Consider the following 26,439-nt stretch of genomic DNA (forward strand, 5'->3'; position numbering starts at 1 on the left):
GTGGCGACCCTGACGGGACTTGAACCCGCGACCTCCGCCGTGACAGGGCGGCACGCTAACCAACTGCGCTACAGGGCCATGTGTTGTGTTGTGTGGTGGTGCTCAGCTGCTTGCTCACTCACGTGGAGTGACCCCAACGGGATTCGAACCCGTGCTGCCGCCGTGAAAGGGCGGTGTCCTAGGCCACTAAACGATAGGGCCGCAAGCTGCGCCGTGCGCTACCGGGAGTCAAGCATACGGACGCTCTGCGTGATGCACAAATCGAGCGCCCCCGATCGTGCATCCCCGGCGTGTCGCGCGGCCCCGATGCGGCTCGCACGTGCCCCTGGTGCGACCATCGTGGGCGTCCCAGCACCCTCGCTCGGGGGTGTCCGTCGTGTGACGCCTGTTGTTACTGTTGCCCCTGTTGACAGCGTCACGTGCGTGAGCCCCGCCGCGCTGTTACGAGATCGAGACCATGTCGACTGCCCCTCACCTCTTCCCCCGCCCCCGCCGCCGCGTCCTCGCCGCCGCGGTCGCCGTCGTGCTCACCGCAGGGGCCCTGGCCGCGGTCGGACCGGTCTCGGCCGCGACCGCCGCGAGCTACCCGAGCTGGTCCGACGTCGAGCAGGCGAAGGCGTCGAAGGACGCCCAGCAGGCCAAGGTCACCGAGATCAAGGCGCTCCTGGCGGACCTGACGTCGAAGGCCTCCGCCGCGCAGGCGGCGTCCGAGGCCGCGGGCAAGGCGTACCAGGACGCGCAGACCGAGTACGACGCCGCGACGCTCGAAGAGCAGACCCTGCAGGGCCAGGCAGACGACGCCGAGCGCACCGCGAAGCGCTCCGAGGCGCAGGCAGGGCAGCTCGCCGCGCAGCTCGGCCGGGCGAGCGCGAACGACGTGACGACCGACATCCTCACGCACCCCTCGGACTCCGGCGACCTGCTCTACGAGCTCGGTGCGATGTCCAAGCTGTCGGAGCAGGCGGACGGCATCTACTCCCAGGCCTCGCAGGACCGCGGCGTCGCGCAGGGCCTCGCCGACCGTGCCGAGCAGGCGAAGGAAGCCCTCGGCGACCTGGCCGACGCGGCGCAGGCGAAGATGCAGGCCGCGCAGGACGCCGCAGACCGCGCGCAGACCGCGGTGGACGCCCAGGCGGACAACAAGGCCCGGCTCGAGGCCCAGCTCACCCTGCTCACCACGAACGCGAAGAACGTCGAGGCGGCCTACGACAAGGGCGTCGCGGCCGAGAAGGCACGGCAAGCCGCAGCCGCAGCCGCAGCAGCCCGTGCCGCCGCGAAGGCCGCGGCCACCAGCCAGGGCGGCACCGGGGGCGGGACGCCGAACTCCTCCGGCTGGGTCCGCCCCTCGGGTGGGTACCAGACGAGCCCCTACGGCTACCGCGTCGACCCGTACACGCACTACCGCGCGCTGCACGCCGGGGTCGACCTGGCCCCCGCCTGCTACGCCCCGATCTACGCCGCGCACTCCGGCACGGTGACCTTCGCGGCCAACGGCGGCGGGTACGGCAACGAGGTCGTGCTCGACAACGGCGGTGGGATCTCCACCGCGTACGGACACATCGTCGACGGGGGCATCCTCGTCTCCGTCGGGCAGCACGTCGAGGCCGGGCAGCAGATCGCGAAGATCGGCTCCACCGGGTGGTCGACCGGATGCCACCTCCACTTCGAGACCCGGGTGGGCGGTTCCGCCGTCGACCCGGTCCCCTTCATGGCAGCGCGGGGGATCTCGGTATGAGCAACAGCGCCGTCGAGAGGCCCTGAGCACGACATGAAGCCCTCCCCCCGCACCCTGTCCGGCTGCACCGCGGTCGTCGCCGTCCTCGGCATCGGTCTGTCGGTCGTGATCGCCGGACCCGCCCAGGCCGCACCGTCGGCCCCGAGCTGGGACGACGTGCGCGAGGCGAAGGCGGACACCGCCCGGGCGCAGCAGACGGTCGACGAGCTGAGCGATCGACTGCAGACCCTGCAGGACGCCGCGGACTCGGCGCAGGTGGCGGAGTTGCAGGCGGGCCAGGACTACGCGATGGCGGCGTCCCGGCAGCAGGACGCGAAGGACACCCTCGACGACCTCACGGCGCAGGCGGAGCGCGCCGAGCGTCGGGCGAAGGACTCGGCCGCGCAGGTCGCCGGGCTCGTCGTCGAGCTGTCGCGCACCGGCGGCGGGGACCTGTCGACCTCGATGCTCGTCGACGCCTCGGACGCGAAGGACCTGCTCTACCGCGTCGGCACCGTCTCGCACCTGTCCGAGCGGTCGGCTCGGGTCCTCGCCCAGGCGCAGACCGACCAGAACACGGTGGAGTCGATCGCCGCGCAGCAGGCCGCGGCGACCACGGCCCTGGCGAAGGCGACGAAGGCCTCCGAGCACGCCCTCGACCAGGCGAACACGCTCGCTGCCTCGGCCCGGACGCGCGTGCAGCAGCAGCAGACGAAGCAGTCCGAGGTCCTCGAGCAGCTCGCGTTCCTCAAGGGCACGAGCGTCGCGACCGAGACGGCCTACTGGGACGCGCAGCAGGCAGCCCGCGCCGAGCAGCAGCTGGCCGCACGAGCCGGCGGCAGCGACGGCGGGGCGACCGGTGGCGCGAGCAACGGTGGCAGCAGTGACGGTGGCAGCACGACCACCCAGCCGAGCGGTGGCACGGGCTCCAGCACGGACCCGTCGTCGCCCAGCGTCCCGTCACGACCGAGCACGACGAGCCCGAGCACGACGACCCCGAGCACGACGAGCCCCGGCGCGAGCACCGGCAGCCCGAGCACGACCAGCCCGAGCCGCCCGAGCACGAGCACCCCGTCGACCCCGTCCCGCCCCAGCACGAGCACGCCCTCGCGCCCCAGCACGCCGTCCCGGCCGAGCACCCCCTCGAACCCGGCACCGGCCCCCGCGCCGGCACCCGCCCCTGCCCCGGCCCCGAGCCCCTCGAAGGCCGCCGGCGCCATCGCGTACGCCCGTGCCCAGATCGGCGACGCGTACGTCTTCGGGGGTGCCGGCCCGAACCAGTGGGACTGCTCGGGACTCGTGATGATGGCCTACAACTCGCAGGGCATCACCACCGGCGGTCACAACGTCGTCTGGCAGTACAACCACTTCGCGTCGATCGGCCGCCTCGTCCCGCTCTCCCAGCGTCAGGCCGGCGACATCCTCTTCTACTCGTCGAACGGCTCGGTCAGCGGGGCGTACCACGACTCGATCTACACCGGCGGCGGCATGATGGTCGAGGCCGCCAACCCGCAGCGCGGCGTGCTCGAGCGGGCGATCTGGACGCCGAGCCAGCTCCTGCCGTACGTCGCGCGTCCGAGCGGCTCGATGTAGCGCTCCGCCGAGGCACCCCGCCCCGGCCGAGCGCGCACACCGCGAAAGAAGAACCAGGTTCCGGACACCGCACCACGAAGAAGCGCGGTGCTGTGTCCGGAACCTGGTTCCGAGGGATCGACCCGACCGTCAGTGACCGGACGGCACGTACGCGGCCTGGCCCGCCTGCACGATCCGCTCGGCCTCGGCGGCGTCGCCCCAGCCCTCGGCCTTGACCCACTTGTTCGGCTCGAGGTCCTTGTAGCGCTCGAAGAAGTGCGCGATCTCGGCCTTGGTCTGCTCCGGCACGTCCGAGATGTCCTGGATGTGCGCCCAGCGCGGGTCCTTGGCGGGGACGACGAGGACCTTCTCGTCGTTGCCGGCCTCGTCGCTCATCTTGAAGACGCCGACCGGACGGACCTTCACGCCGACGCCCGGGAACGTCGGGAACTCGAGGAGCAGCAGCGCGTCCACGGGGTCGCCGTCGTCGGCCAGGGTCTTCTCGAAGAAGCCGTAGTCGGTCGGGTACACGAACGAGGTGAACAGGACGCGGTCGAGGTACACGCGACCGGTCTCGTGGTCGACCTCGTACTTGTTGCGGCTGCCCTTGGGGATCTCGACGACGACGTCGTACGCGGTCATGGTGCGCTCCTGGTCTCATGTGCGGGAAGAAAGCGCGGCTAACGTTACCGGGTGAACTCTCCGCGTCCCCGGTTGGACCCCGCCGTCGCAGCGACCCGCCTCGCGGTGCGGACGCTGCTCGCGCAGGCGCTCACCGACGCCCTGGTGCGCCCCGGCGACCTGGTCACGGTCGCCCTGAGCGGCGGCGCGGACTCGCTCGCGCTCGCCGCGGCCACCGCGTTCGAGGCGCCGAAGCAGGACCTGCGGGCCGGTGCGGTGGTCGTCGACCACGCGCTCCAGGCGGGCAGTGAGGCGGTGGCGACCCGTGCCTCCCGGCAGGCCGCGTCGCTGGGTCTCGACCCGGTGACGGTCCGCCGGGTCGCCGTCGGCTCCGACGGTGGCCCGGAGGGCGCCGCACGGGAGGCACGGCACACCTCGATCGCGGAGGTCGCCGCCGCGACGGGGTCACCTCTGGTGCTGTTCGGGCACACCCTGGACGACCAGGCCGAGACGGTGCTGCTGGGCCTGCTGCGCGGCAGCGGGCCGGACGCCCTGTCCGGCATGCCGCCGCTCGCGCGGCGGACGACCGGACCGGCCTACGGTCGGCCCCTGCTCGGCCTCCGTCGGCACACCACGCGCCAGGCGTGCACGGCCGCGGGGCTCGTGCCGTGGGACGACCCGCAGAACGACGACCCCGCGTACGCGCGCGTGCGTGTACGGAACACGGTCGTGCCGACCCTCGAGCGTGAGCTCGGCGCCGGGGTTCCCGAGGCGCTCGCCCGCACGGCGGAGCAGCTCCGCGAGGACTCGGCGGCCCTGGACCACTTCGCCGAGGAGATGGCCGAGGACCTCGCCGAGCACGCCGAGGCCGGGATCTCCCTGTCGGTGGCGGGGCTGCAGGCGAACCCGCCCGCACTCCGGCAGCGGCTCGTCCGGCTGGCCGTCGAGGGCGAGTTCGGCGTGACGCTCTCCCGCTCGCAGACGCTCGAGGTCTGCCGACTCGTGACCGACTGGCACGGCCAGGGACCGATCGACCTGCCCGGCGTCCGGGCCGCGCGGGAGGGCGAGCGCATCGCGTTCTCGGCCCGTTAGAGTGCTCTGGTGGAACTCTCCGACGTCCAGGCAGACCTGTCCGAAGTGCTCTTCACCCCCGAGCAGATCGACGAGAAGCTCGCCGAGCTCGCCGCGGTGGTCGACCGCGACTACGCGGGCAAGGACCCGCTGCTCGTCGGCGTGCTGAAGGGCGCCGTCATGGTCATGGCGGACTTCTCGCGGCACCTCAAGATGCAGGCGCGGATGGACTGGATGGCGGTGTCGTCGTACGGCTCCGGCACGAAGTCGTCCGGCGTGGTCCGGATCCTCAAGGACCTCGACACCGACCTGCACGGCCGCGACGTCATCATCGTCGAGGACATCATCGACTCCGGTCTGACCCTGTCCTGGCTCAAGCAGAACCTCGAGTCCCGCGGTGCCGCGAGCGTCGAGATCGTGGCGCTCCTGCGCAAGCCCGAGGCCGCCAAGGTCGAGGTCGACGTCAAGTACGCGGGCTTCGAGATCCCGGACGCGTTCGTGGTCGGCTACGGCCTCGACTTCGACGAGCGCTACCGCAACCTGCGCGGCATCGGCGTGCTCGCCCCGCACGTCTACTCCTGACCGCGAGCCGCGCTGACGCACCGGTCGCGCTCGGCCGGCTCCGGGCACGGGTGGAGTTCGCCCGCAGAGGACACCCATTCTCGCCACAGAGTCGCCGCCGTATGCTGACCTCCACGCAACTCCGGCAGAGAAAGGTGTCGGGCCCTCGCGCCCGGATCACATGAACTTCAAGCGCATCTTCCGCGGCCCGTACCTCTACGTGCTCATCGCGCTGGTCGGCATCTTCATCGGCTGGAGCGTCATCGCGCAGTCCGGCACGCAGCAGATCGACACCCAGAAGGGTCTCGAGCAGCTCGCCGACGGCAAGGTCTCGTCCGTGGTCGTCAACTCGACCGAGCAGCGCGTCGACCTGACGCTCAAGGACGGCAACGCCAAGGAGCAGTTCTACTACTCCACGCCGCGCGGTGAAGAGGTCATCCAGGCCGTCAACGACGCGAACCTGCCCGACGGGTACAACGACACCGTGCAGCAGGGCAACTGGTTCCTGTCGCTGCTCGGCATCATCCTGCCGTTCCTGATCATCGGTGCCCTGTTCTGGTTCCTCCTGTCGAGCGCCCAGGGCGGCGGCTCCAAGGTGATGCAGTTCGGCAAGTCGCGCGCGAAGATGAACAACAAGGAGAACCCGCAGGTCACCTTCGCCGACGTCGCCGGTTCGGACGAGGCGATCGAGGAGCTCCACGAGATCAAGGAGTTCCTGCAGGAGCCCGCGAAGTTCCAGGCCGTCGGCGCGAAGATCCCGAAGGGCGTGCTGCTGTACGGCCCTCCCGGTACCGGCAAGACCCTGCTCGCCCGCGCCGTCGCGGGTGAGGCCGGCGTGCCCTTCTACTCGATCTCCGGTTCGGACTTCGTCGAGATGTTCGTCGGTGTCGGTGCGAGCCGTGTCCGTGACCTGTTCGACCAGGCCAAGCAGAACGCCCCCGCGATCGTCTTCATCGACGAGATCGACGCCGTCGGCCGCCACCGTGGTGCCGGCATCGGCGGCGGTAACGACGAGCGCGAGCAGACGCTGAACCAGCTCCTGGTCGAGATGGACGGCTTCGACGGCAAGACGAACGTCATCCTCATCGCCGCGACGAACCGTCCCGACGTGCTCGACCCCGCCCTGCTGCGTCCGGGCCGCTTCGACCGCCAGATCGGCGTCGACGCCCCGAGCCTGCAGGGCCGCAAGCAGATCCTCGAGGTGCACGCGAAGGGCAAGCCGCTCGCCGCGAGCGTCGACCTCGAACTGCTCGCCCGCAAGACGCCCGGGTTCACCGGTGCCGACCTGGCGAACGTGCTCAACGAGGCCGCGCTGCTGACGGCCCGCTCGAACGCGCAGCTCATCGACAACCGGGCCCTGGACGAGGCCGTCGACCGCGTCATGGCCGGCCCGCAGCGCCGCACGCGCATCATGTCCGACCAGGAGCGGCTCATCACGGCGTACCACGAGGGCGGACACGCCCTGGCGGCCGCCGCGATGCGCCACACCGACCCGGTCACGAAGATCACGATCCTGCCGCGCGGACGCGCCCTCGGCTACACGATGGTGCTCCCGCTCGAGGACAAGTACTCCGTGACGCGCAACGAGCTGCTCGACCAGCTCACCTACGCCATGGGTGGTCGTGTCGCCGAGGAGATCGTGTTCCACGACCCGACCACGGGTGCGTCGAACGACATCGAGAAGGCCACCTCGACCGCGCGCAAGATGGTCACCGAGTACGGCATGAGCCGTGCCGTCGGTTCCGTCAAGCTCGGGTCCGGGTCGAGCGAGCCGTTCGTCGGCCGCGAGATGGGCGGCGGCAGCGGACGCGACTACTCGGAGAACATCGCCGAGACCGTCGACGCCGAGACCCGCGCCCTGCTCGAGTCCGCGCACGACGAGGCGTACCAGGTGCTCAACGACAACCGCGACATCCTCGACCGCCTGGCCGGCGAGCTCCTCGAGAAGGAGACGCTGGACGCGCCGGAGCTCGTCGAGATCTTCAAGGACGTCCGGAAGCTCCCGGAGCGCCCGCAGTGGCTGTCCAGCGACAGCCGCCCGGTCTCGACCCTGCCGGCGATCTCGTACCCGGGCCGTGCCGCGTCCACGGCTGCGGAGCAGGGCGACACCGAGTCGTCGAAGCCCCGTCGGCGTCCGTTCGGCAACCCGGGTATCGCCCCCGCCTAGTCCGGCATGACCGACCTGCCGACGAGACGAGCACGCCGGCTCGCCGAGGTGAGCCGGGCCCGCGCAGCCGCCGCCGCGCCCCCGACGGTCGCGATCGACCTCCGCGCACCCGCCCCGGTGCCGGAGATCGTGACCGGCCGTCGGCGGGAGCGTGACGAGCGGACGCCGGGCACGCGGGTGATGGGGATCCTCAACGTCACGCCGGACTCCTTCAGCGACGGCGGCCTGCACCTCGCGGTGGACGCCGCGGTCGCGCATGCCAGGGAGCTCGTGGCGAACGGCGCCGACCTGGTCGACGTCGGCGGCGAGTCCACCCGCCCTGGTGCCGAGCGCGTCCCCGTGGCGGTCGAGCAGGAGCGCGTGCTGCCCGTCGTCCGCCAGCTCGTGTCCGAGGGCATCGCCGTCAGCGTCGACACGATGAACGCCGAGACCGCCGAGCGCGCGGTGGAGTCCGGCGCGGTCATCGTCAACGACGTGTCCGGCGGTCTGGCCGACCCCGACATGGTCCGGGTCGTGCGGGACACCGGCGCCGGCTTCGTGGTGATGCACTGGCGCGGGCACAGCGACCGCATGTACCGGAACGCCGAGTACACGCACGCCGTCGAGGAAGTACGGCGCGAGGTCGAGCTCCGCGTCGCCGAGCTCATCGTGCTCGGGGTCCGCCAGGAGCAGGTCGTCATCGACCCGGGCCTCGGCTTCGCGAAGCAGGGTGCCCAGAACTGGGAGATCCTGGCCGGCTACGAGCGGTTCGCCTCGATCGGCCTGCCGGTGCTCGTCGCCGCCTCGCGCAAGCGCTTCCTGGACGGGGTCGGCAGCGCCGCCGGTGCCCCGCCGCGGGACCGCGACCTCGCCACCGCGGCGATCAGCCTGCTCGCCGCCGAGCGCGGTGCGTGGGGCGTCCGCGTGCACGACCCGGCACCGACCCGTGCCGTGCTCGACGTCTGGGATGCCTGGAGGGCAGCGCGAACATGAGGGACACCATCCGACTGACCGGGGTCCGTGCCCGAGGGCACCACGGCGTCTTCGACCACGAGCGCCAGGACGGCCAGGACTTCGTCGTGGACGTCGCGGTCGAGGTCGACGCGAGCACGGCATCCGGCAGCGACGACCTCGCCGACACGGTGCACTACGGCGTGCTCGCCGAGCAGGTCGTGGCCGAGATCGAACGTGACCCGGTCGACCTGATCGAGACGGTCGCCGAGCGCATCGCCGCCGCGGTCCTGACGCACCGAGCGGCCCTGGCGACCGAGGTGACCGTGCACAAGCCCCAGGCGCCGATCACGGTGCCCTTCACCGACGTCTCGATCACGATCCGTCGCACCCGCGGTGGCGCGCTGCCGTACGAGGAAGAAGAGTGAGCCGGGCGGTCATCGCCCTCGGCGCGAACCTCGGCGACCGCGGCAGCACGCTCCGCGCCGCGGCCCGGGCGATCGCGGCCGTGCCGGGCGTCCGGCCCGTGGCCTCGAGCCGCGAGGTCGAGTCGGTCGCCCTGACGGTCGAGGGGCTCGACCCGTCGAAGCCCCGCTACCGGAACGCCGTCGTCGTGGTCGACACCGACCTGGCTCCCCAGGCGCTGCTCGACGCCCTGCACCGCATCGAGGACGAGCACGGTCGGACGCGCGAGGTCCGGTGGGGTGACCGCACCCTCGACCTCGACGTCGTGGCGATCGACGACCTCCGGCTCGACACGGCGACCCTCACGGTGCCGCACCCGCGCGCGGGGGAGCGGGCGTTCGTGCTCGCGCCGTGGGTCGATGCCGACCCGGAGGCCGTGCTCCCCGGTGTCGGACGCGTGGCGGACCTGCTCGAGGCGATCGGCGACGACACCGAGCGCGTCGACGAGCCGCGGCTGTTCGAGCAGCACGAGCGGGGGTCCGCCGCGTGAAGCCCACCCGTGCCTCCACCCTGCTCAGCGTCGCGGTCGTCGCCGCGGTCGCCGGGTTCGCCCTCGACGCGGTGCTCGCCTCGCGCCAGGAGCCCACGCTGCTGCTCTCGACCCCCCTCGGCGTCACGCTCGCACTGATCGGGGTCGCGGTCGTCGCGATGGCCCGGCCGGTCCGCCGGCACGCCCGTGACGGTGCCAGCCGCCAGCACGCGGTCGACCCGCTGTACGCGACCCGCGTCGTGGTGCTCGCGAAGGCGTCGAGCATCGCGGGGGCGCTGTTCGGTGCCTTCGCCGCCGGGCTGCTCGTCTACCTCCTGACCAGGTCGGCCCTGCCGCCGCTAGGCTCGGTCCTGCCGAACGCCGTGGCGGTCGGGGGCGGTCTCGTGCTCGTGGTGTGCGCGCTCGTCGCCGAGCGCATGTGCATGGCGCCGCCGCCGGGCGACGACGATGACGACCTGCCGAGGGGCGGGACGGCGGCGAACTGACCGACGACCGCAGGAGGCCGTGATGCCGCTCGAACGACTCGACGAGCCGGGGCTCGGCCTGACCGGGACCACGTGGACGCGGGTGTCGCCGAAGCTCGTGTGGACGGAGCTCGTCAGCACCGTCGTGGTCGGCGTCGTCGTCACCGCGGGCTGCGTGCTCTTCGCGGTGCTCTTCGACGGCTTCGGGGCCCCGGCCGGCACGGTCTGGACCCTGGTCGCGATCGCGGTCGCCCTGATCGCGCTGGTCACCGCCGTCCTGACGCCCCGCCGGGTCCGCGCGATCGGGTACGCCCTGCGCGAGGACGACCTCGTGCTGCGCCGCGGGCTCATGTGGCAGCGCTTCACCGCCGTGCCGTACGGCCGCATGCAGCTCGTCGACGTGAACCGCGGGCCGCTCGACCGCGTGCTCGGGCTGAGCGAGCTGAAGTTCGTGACCGCGGCGGCCTCGACGAACGTCCGCATCCCGGGCATCCCCGCCGCCGACGCCGACGAGCTCCGTGACCGGCTCGTCGAGCTCGCCGAGTCCCGCCGAGCCGGGCTCTGAGGGCTCCGATGACGTTCCGACCCGGACCCCCACCCCCGGCGCCACCGCGGCAGGGCGACGCTGCCGCCGCGGCACCGCTGACGGACGGCGAGTGGCACCGCCTGCACCCGCTGACACCGCTGCTCAAGGGCGGCATCTTCCTCATCGTCGTGCTCGGGTACGTACTCAGCAACCTGCGCGACCAGCTGCTCGAGGTCTTCATCCCGGGCGGCGGACCGCAGGACGAGGGCGACCCCGTCCGCTACGTGTGGGAACACGGTGCCGTCGGCTGGGTGCTGCTCGGTGTGGTCGTGTTCCTGCTGGTGCTCCTGGGGCTGTTCACCGTCTCCTGGCGCATGCACGAGTTCCGCGTCACCGGCGACGTCGTCGAGGTCCGGTCCGGCGTGCTGTTCCGCAGCCACCGGAAGGCCCGGCTCGACCGGATCCAGGGCATCAACATCTCGCGCCCGGTGATCCCGCGGATCGTCGGCACCGCGAAGCTCGAGATCGCGCAGGCGGGCAACGACGCGAACGTCCAGCTCGCCTACCTCGGCGCGCGGGCGGCGGACGACCTGCGGCAGCGCATCCTCGTGCTGGCGTCGGGCGCGCAGGACGACGAGCAGGCAGCGGGACGTGCGTCGAACGGCGTCCTGCAGGACCGCGTCGACGAGCTCTTCTCGCCCGAGCTGGACCCCGCAGCCGTGCACGCCACCCGGATCGTGAAGGTGCACCCCGGTCGACTCATCGCGTCGATGCTGCTCTCCGGCACCACGGTCGTCATCCTGCTGGCCGTCGCCGCGATGGTCGTCAGCATCGCACTCACCGGCGAGTACGGCCTGGTGTTCGGCCTGTTCCCGGTGGTCATCGGCGCCGGCGGGTACTACGTACGGAAGTTCTCGCGGTCGCTGCAGTACACGATCGCCGAGACCCGCGACGGCATCCGGATCGGCTTCGGCCTGGTGTCCACGTCGAACGAGACGCTCCCGCCCGGACGCATCCACGCCGTGAGCGTCGCGCAGCCGCTGCTCTGGCGTCCGTTCGGCTGGTGGGACGTCCGGATCAACCGTGCGACGAACGCCGGCAACGGGGCGTCGAACAACCAGCAGGTGTCCTCGATCGTGCTGCCCGTCGGCCGTGCCGAGGACGTCCGCCAGGTGCTCGACATCATCCTGCCCGGACTCGTCGGCACCGCGGTCGTCGGTCCGTCGGCCTCGCGCGAGGAACTCCGCGAGGGCTCCTCCGAGGCCGTGAACGTGGTCGACGACAGCCTCACCACGACCGGCGACCGCGGCGGCTTCGTGCACTCGCCCGGCCGCGGCGCCTGGCTCCGCCCGTTCGCGTTCCGTCGCAACGGGTACCGCTTCGTGCCCGGCGCGGTGCTCCTGCGGCTCGGCGCCGTGTGGCGGTCGCTCGTGATCGTGCCGCTGCCGCGGGTGCAGAGCGTGAAGGTCGAACAGGGTCCGCTCGAGCGGGTGCTCCGGCTCGCCTCGGTGCACGTGCACACGGTGGCCGGGCCGGTGTCCCCCCGCATCGGCGCGCTGGACGCGCACGACGCGCAGCAGCTCTGGTCGCAGACCGCCCACCGGGCCGTCGAGGCCGCCGCGGTCGACACCACGCACCGCTGGCGCGAACGGGAGGCCCGCCCCACCCCCGCCACGTCCGCTCCGCACCCGCAGTGGGCGGCGACCACCGCCCCGCAGGCGCCCACGGCTCTGCACGCACCCACGGGCACGTCGCAGGCCGACGGGGGGACGCGCCCCGCGCCTCCCGCCCGGTGGACCGACGTACCGCCACCCGGAGCCGCACGGTGAGGGCGGGACGACTCGGCGTCGGCATCGTCGGCGCAGGGCGCGTCGGGCCGGTCCTCGGAGCGGCGCTCGCGAACGCAGAGCACGCCGTCGTCGGGGTGACCGCCGTCTCCGACGCGGGGCGGGACCGAGCCGAGGCCATGCTGCCCGGCGCCCCGGTGCTCGCGACGCCGGACCTGGTCGAGCGCAGCGAGCTCGTCCTGCTCGCGGTGCCGGACGACCAGCTCGCGTCGCTCGTCCAGGGCCTGGCGGACGCCGGCATCTGGCAGCCCGGACAGCTCGTCGTGCACACCAGCCCCGACCACGGCGTCGAGGTCCTGCGCCCGGCGACGTCCGCCGGCGCGATCCCGCTCGCGATCCACCCGGCGATGGCCTTCACCGGGACGAGCGTCGACCTCGTCCGGCTCCGCGACGCGTACTGCGCCGTGACCGCACCCGCGCCGGTCCTCCCGATCGCCCAGGCACTCGTCGTCGAGATGGGTGCCGAGCCCTTCGTCGTCACCGAGCAGGACCGCCCGGCGTACGCCGACGCGGTACGTGCCGCGGTGTCGTTCTCGACCGCGATCGTGGACCAGTCGGCGGGCACGCTGTCCGGCATCGGCGTGGAGCACCCGGGCCGCGTCCTCGGAGCACTCGTGCGCTCCGCGGTCGAGAACGCCCTCGCCGCCGCCGACGGCCAGGCGACCCTGTAGCCCCTCGCCCGGCGAGGGGCACCGGCCCGACCCACCGTGCCGACCGGGTCGAGCGGGGGCGGGCGGTGCGGTGCGGCCGGTACCATCGGTGCATCCCCCACGACCCCATCGGAGCCGCACCAGCATGACCGACGAGACCGCACCCGCCACCGAGCCCTCGGGCGACGGCCCCTCCGCCGCGGAGCTCGCCGCCGCGGAGACCAGCGAACAGCGACAGGTGCGGCTCGACAAGCGGGCGAAGCTGCTCGACGCGGGCATCGAGGCGTACCCGGCGGAGCTGCCGATCACCACGACGATCCCGGCGGTCCGCGAGCAGTACGCGCACCTCGAGACCGGTGAGGAGACGCAGGACGTCGTCGGGCTCGCCGGCCGCATCGTGTTCTCGCGCAACACCGGCAAGCTCTGCTTCGCCACGCTGCAGTCCGGTGACGGCGCCCGCATCCAGGCGATGGTCTCCCTGGCCGAGGTGGGCGACGAGTCCCTCGCGCGCTGGAAGGAGTTCGTCGACCTCGGTGACCACGTGTTCGTGCACGGTCGGGTGATCTCCTCGCGTCGTGGCGAGCTGAGCATCATGGTCGACGAGTGGGCGATCGCGGCGAAGGCGATCCTGCCGCTGCCGAACCTGCACAACGAGCTCGGCGAGGAGACCCGCGTCCGCCAGCGGTACCTCGACCTGATCGTCCGCGACCAGGCGCGGGAGACGGTCCGCGCCCGTGCGGCCGTCATGGCGTCGCTCCGGCAGACGTTCACGGGCCACGACTACCTCGAGGTCGAGACCCCGATGCTGCAGACCCAGCACGGCGGCGCCTCGGCCCGGCCCTTCGTCACGCACTCGAACGCCTTCGACACCGAGCTCTACCTGCGCATCGCGCCGGAGCTGTTCCTGAAGCGCGCGGTCGTCGGCGGCATCGACCGGGTGTTCGAGATCAACCGCAACTTCCGGAACGAGGGCGCGGACTCGTCGCACTCGCCCGAGTTCGCGATGGTCGAGGCGTACCAGGCGTACGGCAACTACGAGCAGATGGCGGACCTGACGCAGGAGCTCGTGCAGAACGCCGCGAAGGCCGTCACCGGGGGATCGCTCGTCGTCACGCTGGCGGACGGCACCGAGTACGACCTCGGTGGCGACTGGGCGCGCATGGACATGTACGGGTCCCTGTCGGAGGCGTCCGGCCACGAGATCACCCCCGAGACGCCCCTCTCCGAGCTGCGGGCGCTCGCCGCGGCCGAAGGTGTCGAGGTCGCGCACGCCACGCACGGCAAGTACGTCGAGGAGCTCTGGGAGCACTTCAACTCCGACAAGCTGCACGCTCCGACGTTCGTGATGAACTTCCCGGTCGACACCTCGCCCCTGACGCGTGAGCACCGCACCCGACCGGGCGTCGTGGAGAAGTGGGACCTGTACGTCCGCGGCTTCGAGCTCGCGACGGCGTACTCCGAGCTCGTCGACCCCGTCGTGCAGCGCGAGCGCTTCGTCGAGCAGGCGAAGCTCGCGGCGGGCGGTGACCCCGAGGCGATGCGCGTCGACGAGGAGTTCCTGCGCGCGCTCGAGCACGCGATGCCGCCCTCGGGCGGCATGGGCATGGGCGTGGACCGCCTGCTCATGGCGATCACCGGTCTCGGGATCCGCGAGACGATCCTGTTCCCGCTGGTCAAGTAGGGCCCCGACCACACGACGGACGGGAGGCGCGGTGCCGGCTGGCACCGCGCCTCCCGTCCGTCCGGGCACGGTCACGGGCACGTTGCGCTCACCGGGGCGAGGTACGATGCTCCGGTGCCAGATGGAGTCGTGACCGGGATCGTCTTCGCCGTGACGCCCACCGTCGTCGTCGGCCTGATCTTCTGGTTCGTGATGCGCGCGATCATGCGCGCCGACCGGACCGAGCGCTCGGCGTACGCGAAGGTCGAGGCCGAGGAGCGTGCCCGCTTCGAGCGTGAGCACGGCCGCCCGGCGCCCGCACCGACCTCGGCGGAGTAGCCCGCCCGAGCAGTCCGTCACCGCCCGTTCACCGTCGGGTGGTGCAGTGACGTGGTGAGCGCACGTCCCTTCCTGCCGTCGGACCCGGCGGACCTCGACCCCGAGGACGCCTTCGGGCACTCCGTCCTGCCCGACGCGGCACGCGATGCCGTCTGGCAGGACGATGACGACGACGACATCGACGTCTGAGCGTCCGCGAGCCGTCACCGGGCGTTCACCCCACCGTCGCCCGACCGCGTGAGCATCGTCCGCATGTCCAGCACCCATGCCTTCACCGGCCGCAGCCTCGTCGGCGACATCGAGAGCGAGTACGACGAGTTCGACCGTGACGCCGACCACGAGACCTCCAAGCGACGGGACGGGTGGCTCGAGCCGTCCTGGTGAGGCCCCTCGGCCACCGCTCTTCGGGGTACGGAGTCCGGATCGCGACGATCCGGAACGCCGTACCCCTTTTCCGTGTCCGCTCGACGCAGCACCCCGGGGTACAGGCTCGGCAACGTCGACGAAACACCCGTGCAACACCGGAAACACGGCGACATCCCCTTGCCCGCGGGGCATGAGCGGGGCCATGCTGTCGTCGGGCCTGTACCCCGCGGGGGACAGTTCGGAGGGTGAACCACGGCGTTCCCTGGGAATCGATCCGATCGGTTTGTGGGGTACACCTTGCGACCGCTTTACTCATGACCACCCCCAACGAGGCCATCACCGTCGAACCGCAGGGAGAGTCACCATGACGATCGCGACAGCAGCACCGAAGACGACGACCACTGGCACGACCGCGCGCCGCAGCAAGAAGGCAGCAGCCGCGAAGACCGCGGACGCCGCGGTGGAGACCACCACGCTCGACGCCGTCGAGGTCGAGGCCGACGAGCAGCTCGCGGGCGTCCGCGGCGCCTCGGTCGACCAGGTCGGCGACTACCTGCGCCACATCGGCCGGCTCTCGCTCCTGACCGCCGAGGAAGAGGCGGACATCGCCCGCCGCATCGAGGTCGGGCTCTTCGCCGAGGAGAAGCTGAACACCGAGGCCGGCATCGACAAGACCCTGCAGCGCGAGCTGCGCTGGCTCGTCCGCGACGGTGAGCGTGCCAAGGAGCGCATGATCACCTCGAACCTCCGCCTGGTCGTCAGCATCGCGAAGCGCTACTCGCAGCGCGGCCTGCCGTTCATGGACGTCATCCAGGAGGGCAACCTCGGCCTGGTCCGTGCCGTCGAGAAGTTCGACTTCACGCAGGGCTACAAGTTCTCGACCTACGCGACCTGGTGGATCCGCCAGGCGATCTCGCGGGGTCTCGCCGACAAGGCGCGCACCATCCGCATCCCGGTCCACACCGTGGAGCTGATCAACAAGATCTCGCGCACCGAGCGTGACCTGACCGTCGACCTCGGCCGCGCGCCGATGCCCGACGAGGTCGCCGCCGAGCTCAGCATGAGCACCGAGGAACTCCTCGACCTCAAGGGACGCTCGCACGAGCCGGTGTCGATCCACACCGTGGTCGGCGACTCCGACGACAGCGAGCTCGGTGACTTCATCGAGGACGAGGACGCCGCCAGCCCGAACGAGCTCACCGAGACGACGCTGCTGCACCGCGACATCCGCTCCATCGTCGCCGAGCTGCCGAGCGACGAGGCGAACGTCATCCGCATGCGCTACGGCCTGGACGACGACAAGCCGATGACCCTCGACGAGATCTCGAAGATCGTCCACACCACGCGTCAGGCGGTCAGCCGTGTCGAGTCGCGTGCCAAGCTGCGTCTGTTCGCCAAGGCCGTGAGCCAGGACATGCAGCTGTACCTGACCGACTGAGGTCAGCAGGCTTCGGCCGGTGCGTGAGCGCCGGCTCGGGGAACCGGGTCGTCCTGTGGGAAGGCTTCCCGGTGGGGTGATGGGACGGCCCGTCCAGGCACTGCCTGGGCGGGCCACTCGTCTGTCCGGGGTCGGGCCGCGGGAGGCTCCGGGGTCGGGCCGCGCGGAGGCTCCGGGGCCTGTCCACGCGCGGAGGCTCTGTCCGAAGACGGTCCGCGCCCGCTAGTCCTCGAGCTCGCGGCCGAGCTTCTGGCGCAGGTCCTGCGGGATGAGCTCGATGAGCTGGTCCGGACGGACGGGCAGGTCGAGCAGGCTGAGCTTCACCCGGCCGGTCCGCCCGTGGCGCTCCGCGTCGAGCCGGACCACGCTGCCGGCGTCCTTCCGCAGGCGGATGTCGATCTGGGCGCCCGTCGCGACCTCGCCCACGACCAGTCCGTCCACCTCGAGCGCTGCGCTCCGGGTGCCCTCGGCGATGTCGAACCGGTAGCGCTCCCGCGCGGCCAGGACCACGGCGCGGTCGATCCCCGCCATCGGCGCGACCGGGGTCACGACCGAGCCGGACAGGGCGGGGGAGAGCACCGGCCCGCCGGCCGCGTAGTTGTACGCGGTGGAGCCCGCAGGCGTCGCGGCGACGATGGCGTCCGCGCGGTAGTAGCCGTAGCCGAGGCCGTTCACGCTGAGGTCGGCGGACACCTGCCCGGCCCCCGGCCGCCGCACGATGGTCAGGTCGTTGAACGCCAGGTAGTCCGTGCGCGCACCGCCCCAGGACAGTCGGGCCTCGAGCGCGTGGTGCGGTTCGAGCTGGTAGTCGCCGGCGGACAGGCGGTCGAGCGCGGCCTCGAGCTCGGGCGGCTCGATCTCGACGAGGAACCCGACGTTGCCGTAGTTGACGCCGAGCACGGGCACGGGGCGCTTCGCCACGAGCCGCATGGCGCCGAGCATGGTGCCGTCCCCGCCGAGCGCGACGACGAGGTCGACCTGGTCGGTGAAGTCGTCGTCGCCGATCACCTCGACGTCGCCGCCGATGCGCTGGGCGTCCGCCCGTCGGGCCACGAGCCGCCCGGCGCCCGACGCGTTCCACCGCTGCAGGGTCGTGATCGACTCCCGCACGTTCTTGGTGGGGTGGACGACGAGGCCGACGACGGGCTGCTCCATGCCCAGATCGTAGCCGCCCGGGCCTGGTCGACGGCAGGTGCGGAGGTCACGGGCCACGGGGCGAAGAGAGGTCACGCCCACGGCGAACAGGGGCAGCCCTGCGGGGGTCCGCTGGTTAGTCTCGATGTACGTCACCGAGCTCCCACGAGCCCGGCAAGGGAGAGCACATGTTCGAGAGATTCACCGACCGAGCCCGTCGTGTTGTCGTCCTCGCTCAAGAAGAAGCGAAGATGCTCAACCACAACTACATCGGCACCGAGCACATCCTCCTCGGCCTCATCCACGAGGGCGAGGGCGTCGCCGCCAAGGCGCTGGAGTCGCTCGGCATCTCGCTCGATGCCGTCCGCGAGCAGGTCCAGGACATCATCGGGCAGGGCCAGCAGCAGCCGACCGGGCACATCCCGTTCACGCCGCGCGCCAAGAAGGTGCTCGAGCTGTCCCTGCGCGAGGCGCTGCAGCTCGGCCACAACTACATCGGGACCGAGCACATCCTGCTCGGCCTCATCCGCGAGGGCGAGGGCGTCGCCGCCCAGGTCCTCGTCAAGCTCGGCGCGGACCTGAACCGCGTCCGTCAGCAGGTCATCCAGCTCCTGTCCGGCTACCAGGGCAAGGAAGCGGTCGCCGTCGGCGGCGAGCAGCAGCAGAACGCCCAGCAGGGTTCGCAGGTCCTCGACCAGTTCGGTCGGAACCTCACCCAGGCTGCGCGCGACGGCAAGCTCGACCCGGTCATCGGTCGCGAGAAGGAGATGGAGCGGGTCATGCAGATCCTCTCCCGCCGCTCCAAGAACAACCCCGTCCTGATCGGTGAGCCGGGCGTCGGCAAGACCGCGGTCGTCGAGGGCCTCGCCCAGGCGATCGTCAAGGGCGACGTCCCGGAGACGCTGAAGGACAAGCAGCTCTACTCGCTCGACCTCGGGTCGCTCATCGCCGGGTCCCGCTACCGCGGTGACTTCGAGGAGCGCCTCAAGAAGGTCACGAAGGAGATCCGCACCCGCGGCGACATCATCGTCTTCATCGACGAGATCCACACCCTCGTGGGTGCGGGTGCCGCCGAGGGCGCGATCGACGCCGCGTCGATCCTCAAGCCGCTCCTGGCCCGCGGTGAGCTGCAGACGGTCGGCGCCACCACGCTCGACGAGTACCGCAAGCACTTCGAGAAGGACGCCGCACTCGAGCGTCGCTTCCAGCCGGTGCAGGTCAACGAGCCGTCGCTGCCCCACGCGATCAACATCCTCAAGGGCCTCCGCGACAAGTACGAGGCGTTCCACAAGGTGTCCATCACCGACGGCGCGATCGTCGCCGCGGCGAACCTGGCGGACCGCTACGTGCAGGACCGCTTCCTGCCGGACAAGGCCATCGACCTGATCGACGAGGCCGGCGCCCGCCTGCGTCTGTCGATCCTGTCGGCGCCGCCGGAGCTCCGCGAGTTCGACGAGAAGATCTCGACGGTCCGCGGGCAGAAGGAAGCCGCGATCGAGGAGCAGGACTTCGAGAAGGCTGCGAGCCTGCGCGACGAGGAGAAGAAGCTCCTCGGCGAGCGTCTCCGCCTCGAGAAGCAGTGGCGTGCGGGTGACGTCGCCGCGTCCGGCACCGTCGACGAGGGCATCATCGCCGAGGTCCTGGCGCAGGCCACGGGCATCCCGGTGTTCAAGCTCACGGAAGAGGAGACCTCGCGTCTCGTCTTCATGGAGAAGGCCCTGCACGAGCGCGTCATCGGACAGGAAGAGGCGATCTCGGCCCTCTCGAAGACCATCCGCCGCACCCGCGCCGGCCTCAAGGACCCGAACCGCCCCTCGGGCTCGTTCATCTTCGCCGGCCCCACGGGCGTCGGGAAGACCGAGCTCGCCAAGGCGCTCGCCGAGTTCCTGTTCGACGACGAGGGCGCGCTGATCTCCCTCGACATGTCGGAGTTCGGCGAGAAGCACACCGTCTCGCGACTCTTCGGTGCCCCTCCCGGGTTCGTCGGGTTCGAGGAGGGCGGCCAGCTCACCGAGAAGGTGCGCCGCAAGCCGTTCTCCGTGGTCCTGTTCGACGAGATCGAGAAGGCCCACCCGGACATCTTCAACTCGCTGCTGCAGGTCCTCGAAGAGGGTCGCCTGACCGACGGTCAGGGCCGCGTGGTCGACTTCAAGAACACCGTCATCATCATGACCACGAACCTCGGTTCGCAGGGCATCGCTGGTGGCCCGGTGGGCTTCCAGGTCGAGGGTGACTCGGCCGTCGGCTACGACCGCATGCGCTCGAAGGTGAACGAGGAGCTCAAGAAGCACTTCAAGCCCGAGTTCCTCAACCGCGTGGACGACACGATCGTGTTCCCGCAGCTCTCGCAGTCCGAGCTGCTGCAGATCGTGGACCTGTTCGTGAAGCGCCTGTCGGACCGCCTGCTGGACCGCGACATGACGGTGGAGCTCACGCTCGCCGCCAAGGAGCAGCTCATCAAGGTCGGCTTCGACCCGGCACTCGGTGCCCGCCCGCTGCGTCGCGCGATGCAGCACGAGGTCGAGGACCAGCTGTCCGAGCACATCCTGCAGGGTGAGCTCAACGCGGGCGACCACGTGAAGGTCGACTTCGTGGACGGCAAGTTCGACTTCGAGACCGGGCGTCAGCCGGGTCGCGAGGAGGTCCTCGCCGGAGCGGCCGCGGTCGAGTCCGCTGAGACCCCGCAGGGCGAGATCGAGTCCTAGGACCGGTTCCCAGTAGACGGGAGGCGCGGTGCCGGCTGGCACCGCGCCTCCCGTCCGTCGTCCGGGCGCGTGATCCACAGGACGCACCTTCGCGCCGATGGCGGACGTGGCCCCCGGGTGGGGGTAGCGTTCTCCTTGCGAGGGGTTCCCCCCAACGCCTCGCACCTGATGTCCGGCTGGTTCCCCCCAACGGGTCGGACGTCAGTGGCCCCGGTCTCCCCCCGACCGGGGCCACTTCTGTGTCCGGCCGGAATCCGGTTCGGTGCCGTGCGTCAGCCGAGCGACTCGGCGAAGTCCCGCACGGCGCCCTCCCACCGCTCCGGGTCCTCGTTCCACTCGAGCGTGTGCCGTGCCCGCTCGAAGGTCACGACCCGCACGCCACGGTCCCGCTGCACGTCGAGGTCGGCCGTGGCGACGAGCGGGTCCGCCGCAGAGTGCAGGAGCAGGGTGGGCGTGCCCTCGTCCTGCCAGCGGGTGACCGTGAGCGGGTACGGGACACCGGCGAGGCGGCTCAACCCGGGTGTCGTCGCGATGCGTCCGGCGACGACGCCGACCGCGGCCGGGAAGCGCGCCGAGGTGACGGCTCCGCGGAGGGCGGAGCGGACGTCGAGGAGCGGGGCGACGCCGACGATGCCGTCGACGGGTGTCCGGGCCGCCGCTGTCGAAGCGGCGAGGGCACCAGCCGACCAGCCCTGCAGGACGACGCGCTCGGCTCCGCGCGCTCGGGCTGCGTGGACGGCCGCGGCGACACGGTCGACGGCGGCCGGGTCGAGGGAGCGCAGCGGCAGGTCGGTCGTGTCGACGACCTGGTTCGAGGCGCCGAGGGAGCGCCACACCCGCAGGCCGCGCAGGACCTGCTGCGGGCCGATCGACTGGCCGTGCACGTGGACGACGTGCGTCCGCGCGATGCCGTTCGGTTCGGTGCCGGGGACGCTCTGCTGGCTGGCGTAGACCAGCTCGGACTCCGGCGGCACGAACGACGCGGGACGGAGGAGGCGGCGGGCGGCAGCGGCGCCGAGTGCCACGCTCCCGGCGGTGGCGATCGCGGTCCCGGTCACGGCGGTGCGGAAGAGCTGCATGCTGCCCACTCTGCCAGCGCGACCGGAGAGTGATCACCGCTGCACAGCAAGACGGGAGGCGCGGTGCCAGCTGGCACCGCGCCTCCCGTCCGGAGAGACCTGAGTCTCAGGCCTGCACGTCGCCGCGCCAGCCCGGCTCGGTCGGCGCGTTCTCCACGCGCTCCTTGTAGTTCTGCAGGTCCTTCTTGACGGCGTGACCGCCGACACCGACGGCGGAGCCGAGCTTCTCGAGGAGGCCGGTCGGCTCCCAGTCGATCTGCGCGGTGACGCGGGTCTCGTTGTCGGACAGCTTGTGGAAGGTGACGACGCCGGCGTGCTCGACCTCACCGTCCTTGACGGTCCACGCGACGCGCTCGTCCGGGTGCTGCTCGGTGATGACGGCGCGGAACTCGCGCTCCTGACCGGCGACCTTCACGGTCCAGTCGGTGGTCTTGTCGTCGACCTGGACGATCTTCTCGACCTCGTCGAGGAAGTGGGGGAACTCCTCGAACCGGGTCCACTGGTCGTAGGCCTGGCGGACGGGGACGTTGACGTCGACGGTCTCGATGATCTGGGGCATGGTCGCTCCTTCGTTTCGTCGTGCTCTCGGTTTCGACGTGAACGGTAGGCCGGTGTGCCTGGGCGGGCTCCAGGACCGTGTCCCCCTGCCGCGCTCTATGCTCGACAGGATGAGTGGTCACGCAGCAGCCGCGTTCGACGAGCGGGACGAGCACGGGATCCGCGTGCGACCGGCACTGGCCTCGGACGTCCCGCACATCCAGCGGCTCATCGCGCCGTACGTCGACCGGCGCATCCTGCTCGGCAAGGAGAACGTCGCGCTCTACGGCTCGATCCAGCAGTTCCGGATCGCCGAGGGCCCGGACGGCGTCCCGATCGGGTGCGGTGCCCTCGCCGTGTTCTGGGACGACATCGCCGAGGTCCGCACGCTCGCCCTCGACGGCGAGTGGATCCACAAGCGGGTCGGTCACCGCATGCTCGAGGCGCTCGAGCACGACGCCCGCGAGCTCGGCGTCGCCCGCATCTTCTGCCTGACCTTCGAGGTCGAGTTCTTCGCCAAGCACGGGTACCTGGAGATCGGTGAGCAGGTCGTCTCGCCCGACGTCTACGCCGAACTCGTGCGGTCGTCGGACGAGGGGGTCGCGGAGTTCCTCGACCTCGCCCGGGTGAAGCCGAACACGCTCGGCAACACCCGCATGCTGAAGATCCTCTGACGCTTTCCGGGACGGCTCGGCGTCGCGCCACGGCCGGTCGGCGGGTTCGCCCTACCCTGTGCCCATGTCGTCGTTCCGTCACCCCGTCGGACCCGAGTCGTCCCGTGTCTACTGGCGCCGTCGGGCGCTCGTCGTCGGCGTGCTGCTGCTCGTCGTCCTGGTGGTCGTGCTGATCGTCGTCGGGCGAGGGAGCGGGGCGTCATCGGCGTCCGGGCCGGACGGGTCCGCACCGGGTGCGACGGAATCGGCCGCACCGAGGTCCACGTCTCCGTCGTCCGGGTCTGCTGGCTCGTCGGGGTCCGCTGCGCCGTCCTCGCCCGGTGCTGCGCCGTCCGCGTCCGCCGCCCCCGGTGACGCCGCGGCGTGCTCGGCGGACCAGATCGAGCTCACACCGGTGCTCGACAAGCGCACCTACGGACCGACCGAGGACCCGAAGATCGCGATGTCGATCACGAACACCGGGTCCGACGCCTGCCACATGGACCTCGGGTCGGCGCAGCAGGTCCTGACGATCAGCTCCGGCCAGGAGCAGTACTGGTCCTCGAAGGACTGCCAGACGGGCGGCACGAACCAGGACGTGACGATCAAGGCGGGGCAGGAGCTCACGACGCCGGCGATCGAGTGGGACCGGACGCGGTCGTCGACGACCACGTGCGACTCGTCACGCCCCTCGGTGACCGGTGGCGGGGCGAGCTACCACCTGCAGGTGGCGGTGGGGGACCTGGAGTCGAAGGAGTCGGCGCAGTTCGTGCTGAACTGACGCCGATCGGCGCCCGCTCGTCCGGCACGCGCACCGGGTGACACCGCGCGCCGGTTCTCCGCCATCCTGGAGGAGTGTCGGGCCAGGGGATCGTTCAGGAGTCGTCGTACGAGCGTGAGGCCGGCGTCGAGCCGGTGAAGATCACCACCCTGCGGGGGCTGCGCAAGCGCGCCAAGCGTGGTCTGTTCGACGAGGAGGACAACGCCGTGTGGGCGGACTGCGTGGTCCGCGGTCAGTAGCGCCGCCGGCGGGCGCTCCTAGCGGTCCGGGCCCGTGGGATCCTCGGCCTCGAGGCCCGACAGGAAGTCGCTCAGGAACGTGTCGACGTCGAACGGGTGCTCGTCGCCGTCCGGACCTGGTCGCGGAGAAGTCATCCGACTACCGTACGGCAGATCGCTAGAGCGCCTAGCGAAGTGCGGAGACTGACCAGTCCGCGGTTCGCTGAGCGCTCGGCCGGACGTGCAGAACGGGCCCGCCGTCCGAAGACGACGAGCCCGTTCCGTGAGGCTGAGGTCAGCCGATGACCGTGATGTTCTCGGCCTGCGGGCCCTTGCGGCCCTCGGTGATGTCGAACTCCACCTTCTGGTTCTCCTCGAGCGACTTGTAGCCGTTGCCACCGATCGCGGAGAAGTGCGCGAAGACGTCAGCGCTGCCGTCGTCCGGAGCGATGAAGCCGAAGCCCTTTTCGTTGTTGAACCACTTGACGGTGCCAGTTGCCATGATGGCGTTTCCTTAACTTTCTTGCCAGGCGAACGTTCGCTGCCTGTCTTGCGGGACGGCACTTGCTGCCGCCGATCCGCCGACGAGTGTCGTCGGATCGTTGCGCTCCGCGGGCATGGGCCGGCGGGACGGGTTCGGGGCCAGGCGACCTGGGAAGGTCAGTGACCGATGGCGCTCGATGGTGCAGAGCACCGGAAGAACGATGGACTCCCGCCGAGGCGGTTGACACCAACCTACCGTGCTGCGGCCGCAATGGAAGAGGCCGAGCCGGAAAACACCCCCACAGCGGAACGACTGCGTAGCATCCCACCATGGGGACCGTGCTGCCGGGAGTGATCGCGTTCGTCGCCGGGACGGCCCTCGCCGTCGCAGCCCTCGTCCCCTGGGCCGCCCTGCAGTACCGCCGGCACGGCAGCCTCGGGTTCCGGCGGAGCGTGCTCGCGTTCGCGACGCTCGTCTACTCGCTCGCCCTCGTCACCTACACGCTGCTGCCGCTCCCCGACGACGTCTCCGCCCTCTGCCCCGGTCCGTCCCCGCAGCTCGTGCCGTTCACGTTCCTGCAGGACATCGCGAAGGAGGGCGGTGTCTCCGGTCCCCGGTCCCTGCTGTCGAACCCCGCTGCCGCGCAGGTCCTGTTCAACGTGATCCTGTTCATGCCCCTCGGGGCCCTCGTCCGCCACGCGGTCCTGCGGCACCGGTGGTTCGCCGGAATGGTCCTCGGCACCGCGGTCGGGTTCGGCGTCTCCCTGCTCATCGAGTGCACGCAGCTCACCGGCGACTGGTTCCTGTACCCGTGCGCCTACCGGCTGTTCGACGTCGACGACCTGCTGGCGAACACGACCGGCGCGCTGCTGGGCACCCTTGCCGCGCCGCTGATCGCACTCCTGGCGGGCTCCGACCGCCGCAGCGACGTGTCCGCACCCCGGCCGGTCACGCTCCTCCGCCGCGGCTTCGGCATGCTCGCCGACCTGCTGGCCATCGTGTTCACGGGCGGTCTGCTGACGTCCGGCACGGCGATCGCCCTCGCACTGCTCGAGGTCGACGAACGCTCCGGCCTCGCCGTCGTCCTGCTGTCCGTCTGCGCGCTCGTCGCCCCCGTGGGACAGCTCGTCATCGTCGTGGCCACCGGCCGCACGCTCGGCGAGCACGTCGTGCGGCTCCGCCCCGTGCCCCGCGCCGGGTTCGGCCGACGGCTCGTCCGGTGGGCGCTCGGCTCCGGCGGGTGGTCCTTCGCCAGTGCGGTCACGTTCCCGTTCTCCGGGCTCGTGGCGTTCGTCCTCGCCGTCGCGGCGCTCGTCGGACTCGTCGCGACGCGCGACCGCCGGGGCTTCGCGAACGCGGTCGCCGGGCTCGGCGTCGAGGACGACCGCACGACCGCCGTCGTGCCTGGTCGTGCGGCGCAGGAAGATCTGGTGGACTAGGGGCGATGGCAGACAAGGAACAGCGCTTCCGGAGCGAGCAGCTCGAGGAGGCCCTCGCGAAGCAGGACGTGGCCGCGGTGGCGTTCGCGCTCCGCAACGACATCGTGATCGTCCCCCGGCTCGTGACGGGCAAGAAGGACATGCAGGTCCGGGTGTTCGGTCGTGAGGGCTCGGACAAGCGCATCCTGCTGCTGTTCTCGTCCGCCGATGCCTACACCGCGATGGTGCCGGACGAGAAGATCCGGCAGGTCATGGTCTACGACGGGCCGCGGCTCGAGGAGTTCCTGACGGCGCACCTGGACTCGCTCGAGGGCGTGTTCTTCGACATCGCCGGGCCGCACACGATGCAGGCCGCCCCGGCGGACCTGCTGGCGGCGCTGCGGGCGTAGGGCGGCTGCTGCCGGCTGCCGGCTGCCGGCTGCCGCTGACGGCCGCCGATCGCTCGGCGCTCGGCTCGGCAGCGCTCGTCGCTCGTCGCTCGGCCGCTCGGCCGCTCTGCCTGGAGGCGCTGGTCGCCGCCGCCGCTCG

General features: G+C 71.3%; 28 protein-coding genes and 2 tRNA genes. 23 read left to right on the top strand and 7 right to left on the bottom strand.

The genetic code is table 11. The annotated features are described in order from the left end of the window. Position 1 precedes the first annotated feature (1 nt). Together QUG93_RS15065 and QUG93_RS15070 are read right to left on the bottom strand one after the other, a co-directional pair. Positions 2 to 78: transfer RNA gene (locus QUG93_RS15065), tRNA-Asp, on the bottom strand. Between the two features lie 50 nt (positions 79 to 128). Next, positions 129 to 201, bottom strand: a tRNA-Glu gene (locus QUG93_RS15070). A 256-nt stretch (positions 202 to 457) separates the two neighbouring features. Here QUG93_RS15070 and QUG93_RS15075 point away from each other — a divergent pair. Both QUG93_RS15075 and QUG93_RS15080 read left to right on the top strand, forming a co-directional pair. Then, positions 458 to 1,735: a M23 family metallopeptidase gene (locus tag QUG93_RS15075; RefSeq protein WP_289475272.1), complete on the top strand. Its 1,278-nt coding sequence runs from the start codon at positions 458 to 460 to the stop codon at positions 1,733 to 1,735. A gap of 33 nt (positions 1,736 to 1,768) precedes the next feature. Continuing rightward, positions 1,769 to 3,307: a C40 family peptidase gene (locus tag QUG93_RS15080; protein ID WP_289475275.1), complete on the top strand. Its 1,539-nt coding sequence runs from the start codon at positions 1,769 to 1,771 to the stop codon at positions 3,305 to 3,307. A 129-nt stretch (positions 3,308 to 3,436) separates the two neighbouring features. Here QUG93_RS15080 and QUG93_RS15085 read toward each other — a convergent pair whose 3' ends face one another. Continuing rightward, entirely contained in the window at positions 3,437 to 3,928 is a 492-nt protein-coding gene (locus tag QUG93_RS15085) for an inorganic diphosphatase (protein WP_289475278.1), read from the bottom strand. A gap of 51 nt (positions 3,929 to 3,979) precedes the next feature. Here QUG93_RS15085 and tilS point away from each other — a divergent pair, with 51 nt between their 5' ends. From tilS to QUG93_RS15160, 15 genes are all read left to right on the top strand, one after another. After that, positions 3,980 to 4,999, top strand: a complete 1,020-nt coding sequence (gene tilS / locus QUG93_RS15090; protein WP_289475280.1) for a tRNA lysidine(34) synthetase TilS — start codon at positions 3,980 to 3,982, stop codon at positions 4,997 to 4,999. A gap of 9 nt (positions 5,000 to 5,008) precedes the next feature. Continuing rightward, entirely contained in the window at positions 5,009 to 5,560 is a 552-nt protein-coding gene (gene hpt, locus QUG93_RS15095; protein ID WP_031272831.1) for a hypoxanthine phosphoribosyltransferase, read from the top strand. Between the two features lie 160 nt (positions 5,561 to 5,720). After that, positions 5,721 to 7,706: an ATP-dependent zinc metalloprotease FtsH gene (gene ftsH, locus QUG93_RS15100; protein WP_289475283.1), complete on the top strand. Its 1,986-nt coding sequence runs from the start codon at positions 5,721 to 5,723 to the stop codon at positions 7,704 to 7,706. A gap of 6 nt (positions 7,707 to 7,712) precedes the next feature. Then, positions 7,713 to 8,678 (top strand): dihydropteroate synthase, encoded by a 966-nt coding sequence (folP, locus tag QUG93_RS15105; protein ID WP_289475286.1) that lies wholly within the window; start codon positions 7,713 to 7,715, stop codon positions 8,676 to 8,678. Continuing rightward, a complete protein-coding gene (gene folB / locus QUG93_RS15110; RefSeq protein ID WP_289475289.1) occupies positions 8,675 to 9,064 on the top strand; it encodes a dihydroneopterin aldolase in 390 nt (129 codons plus the stop codon). The genes folP and folB overlap by 4 nt, the downstream gene beginning before the upstream one ends. Continuing rightward, positions 9,061 to 9,591, top strand: a complete 531-nt coding sequence (gene folK / locus QUG93_RS15115) for a 2-amino-4-hydroxy-6-hydroxymethyldihydropteridine diphosphokinase (protein ID WP_289475293.1) — start codon at positions 9,061 to 9,063, stop codon at positions 9,589 to 9,591. Before folB ends, folK begins: the two co-directional genes overlap by 4 nt. Continuing rightward, positions 9,588 to 10,076, top strand: a complete 489-nt coding sequence (locus QUG93_RS15120) for a DUF3180 domain-containing protein (RefSeq protein WP_289475295.1) — start codon at positions 9,588 to 9,590, stop codon at positions 10,074 to 10,076. Before folK ends, QUG93_RS15120 begins: the two co-directional genes overlap by 4 nt. Positions 10,077 to 10,098: 22 nt before the next feature. Continuing rightward, positions 10,099 to 10,620 (top strand): PH domain-containing protein, encoded by a 522-nt coding sequence (locus QUG93_RS15125; protein ID WP_289475298.1) that lies wholly within the window; start codon positions 10,099 to 10,101, stop codon positions 10,618 to 10,620. A gap of 8 nt (positions 10,621 to 10,628) precedes the next feature. Continuing rightward, the gene (locus QUG93_RS15130; RefSeq protein ID WP_289475299.1) at positions 10,629 to 12,410 is read left to right on the top strand and encodes a PH domain-containing protein; all 1,782 of its coding nucleotides are present in this window, start codon (positions 10,629 to 10,631) and stop codon (positions 12,408 to 12,410) included. Then, a complete protein-coding gene (locus tag QUG93_RS15135; RefSeq protein WP_289475300.1) occupies positions 12,407 to 13,099 on the top strand; it encodes a Rossmann-like and DUF2520 domain-containing protein in 693 nt (230 codons plus the stop codon). The genes QUG93_RS15130 and QUG93_RS15135 overlap by 4 nt, the downstream gene beginning before the upstream one ends. A 124-nt stretch (positions 13,100 to 13,223) precedes the next feature. After that, on the top strand, positions 13,224 to 14,759 hold the full coding sequence (gene lysS / locus QUG93_RS15140; RefSeq protein ID WP_289475301.1) for a lysine--tRNA ligase: 1,536 nt from the start codon (positions 13,224 to 13,226) through the stop codon (positions 14,757 to 14,759). Positions 14,760 to 14,873: 114 nt separating this feature from the next. Then, positions 14,874 to 15,077 carry a hypothetical protein gene (locus QUG93_RS15145; RefSeq protein WP_065961734.1) on the top strand — a complete coding sequence of 68 codons (204 nt, stop codon included), beginning with the start codon at positions 14,874 to 14,876 and terminating at the stop codon, positions 15,075 to 15,077. Between the two features lie 54 nt (positions 15,078 to 15,131). After that, the gene (locus QUG93_RS15150) at positions 15,132 to 15,266 is read left to right on the top strand and encodes a hypothetical protein (protein ID WP_289475311.1); all 135 of its coding nucleotides are present in this window, start codon (positions 15,132 to 15,134) and stop codon (positions 15,264 to 15,266) included. Between the two features lie 63 nt (positions 15,267 to 15,329). Further along, positions 15,330 to 15,461 carry a hypothetical protein gene (locus tag QUG93_RS15155; RefSeq protein ID WP_289475312.1) on the top strand — a complete coding sequence of 44 codons (132 nt, stop codon included), beginning with the start codon at positions 15,330 to 15,332 and terminating at the stop codon, positions 15,459 to 15,461. Between the two features lie 346 nt (positions 15,462 to 15,807). After that, a complete protein-coding gene (locus tag QUG93_RS15160; protein ID WP_289475314.1) occupies positions 15,808 to 16,881 on the top strand; it encodes a sigma-70 family RNA polymerase sigma factor in 1,074 nt (357 codons plus the stop codon). A 222-nt stretch (positions 16,882 to 17,103) separates the two neighbouring features. Here the strand turns inward: QUG93_RS15160 and QUG93_RS15165 are convergent, their stop codons facing one another. Then, positions 17,104 to 18,036, bottom strand: coding sequence for an NAD(+)/NADH kinase (locus QUG93_RS15165; protein ID WP_289475316.1), 933 nt, complete (start codon positions 18,034 to 18,036; stop codon positions 17,104 to 17,106). A gap of 167 nt (positions 18,037 to 18,203) precedes the next feature. Between QUG93_RS15165 and QUG93_RS15170 the strand changes: the two genes are divergently transcribed. After that, the gene (locus QUG93_RS15170) at positions 18,204 to 20,720 is read left to right on the top strand and encodes an ATP-dependent Clp protease ATP-binding subunit (RefSeq protein ID WP_111227950.1); all 2,517 of its coding nucleotides are present in this window, start codon (positions 18,204 to 18,206) and stop codon (positions 20,718 to 20,720) included. Between the two features lie 272 nt (positions 20,721 to 20,992). Here QUG93_RS15170 and QUG93_RS15175 read toward each other — a convergent pair whose 3' ends face one another. After that, entirely contained in the window at positions 20,993 to 21,799 is an 807-nt protein-coding gene (locus QUG93_RS15175) for a hypothetical protein (protein ID WP_289475319.1), read from the bottom strand. A gap of 106 nt (positions 21,800 to 21,905) precedes the next feature. Then, complete coding sequence (locus QUG93_RS15180) at positions 21,906 to 22,358, bottom strand: SRPBCC family protein (RefSeq protein WP_289475321.1); 453 nt, start codon at positions 22,356 to 22,358, stop codon at positions 21,906 to 21,908. Between the two features lie 109 nt (positions 22,359 to 22,467). On the opposite strand from QUG93_RS15180, the gene QUG93_RS15185 reads away from it, so the two are divergent. The 3 genes from QUG93_RS15185 (at position 22,468) to QUG93_RS15195 (ending at position 24,009) form a co-directional block, all read left to right on the top strand. Next, positions 22,468 to 23,010: an amino-acid N-acetyltransferase gene (locus tag QUG93_RS15185; RefSeq protein ID WP_289475323.1), complete on the top strand. Its 543-nt coding sequence runs from the start codon at positions 22,468 to 22,470 to the stop codon at positions 23,008 to 23,010. A 64-nt stretch (positions 23,011 to 23,074) separates the two neighbouring features. Further along, positions 23,075 to 23,770 carry a hypothetical protein gene (locus QUG93_RS15190; protein ID WP_289475324.1) on the top strand — a complete coding sequence of 232 codons (696 nt, stop codon included), beginning with the start codon at positions 23,075 to 23,077 and terminating at the stop codon, positions 23,768 to 23,770. 74 nt (positions 23,771 to 23,844) lie between these two features. Then, the gene (locus QUG93_RS15195) at positions 23,845 to 24,009 is read left to right on the top strand and encodes a hypothetical protein (RefSeq protein ID WP_289475326.1); all 165 of its coding nucleotides are present in this window, start codon (positions 23,845 to 23,847) and stop codon (positions 24,007 to 24,009) included. Between the two features lie 274 nt (positions 24,010 to 24,283). Here the strand turns inward: QUG93_RS15195 and cspE are convergent, their stop codons facing one another. Then, positions 24,284 to 24,490: a transcription antiterminator/RNA stability regulator CspE gene (gene cspE / locus QUG93_RS15200; protein ID WP_289475328.1), complete on the bottom strand. Its 207-nt coding sequence runs from the start codon at positions 24,488 to 24,490 to the stop codon at positions 24,284 to 24,286. A 311-nt stretch (positions 24,491 to 24,801) separates the two neighbouring features. Here cspE and QUG93_RS15205 point away from each other — a divergent pair, with 311 nt between their 5' ends. Both QUG93_RS15205 and QUG93_RS15210 read left to right on the top strand, forming a co-directional pair. Further along, positions 24,802 to 25,911 (top strand): VanZ family protein, encoded by a 1,110-nt coding sequence (locus QUG93_RS15205; RefSeq protein WP_289475329.1) that lies wholly within the window; start codon positions 24,802 to 24,804, stop codon positions 25,909 to 25,911. Positions 25,912 to 25,916: 5 nt separating this feature from the next. Then, positions 25,917 to 26,300, top strand: coding sequence for an SseB family protein (locus QUG93_RS15210; RefSeq protein ID WP_289475331.1), 384 nt, complete (start codon positions 25,917 to 25,919; stop codon positions 26,298 to 26,300). The last annotated feature ends 139 nt before the right edge of the window (positions 26,301 to 26,439 follow it).

Origin of the sequence: Curtobacterium caseinilyticum (assembly GCF_030363035.1) — a bacterium.
GTDB lineage: Bacteria > Actinomycetota > Actinomycetes > Actinomycetales > Microbacteriaceae > Curtobacterium > Curtobacterium caseinilyticum.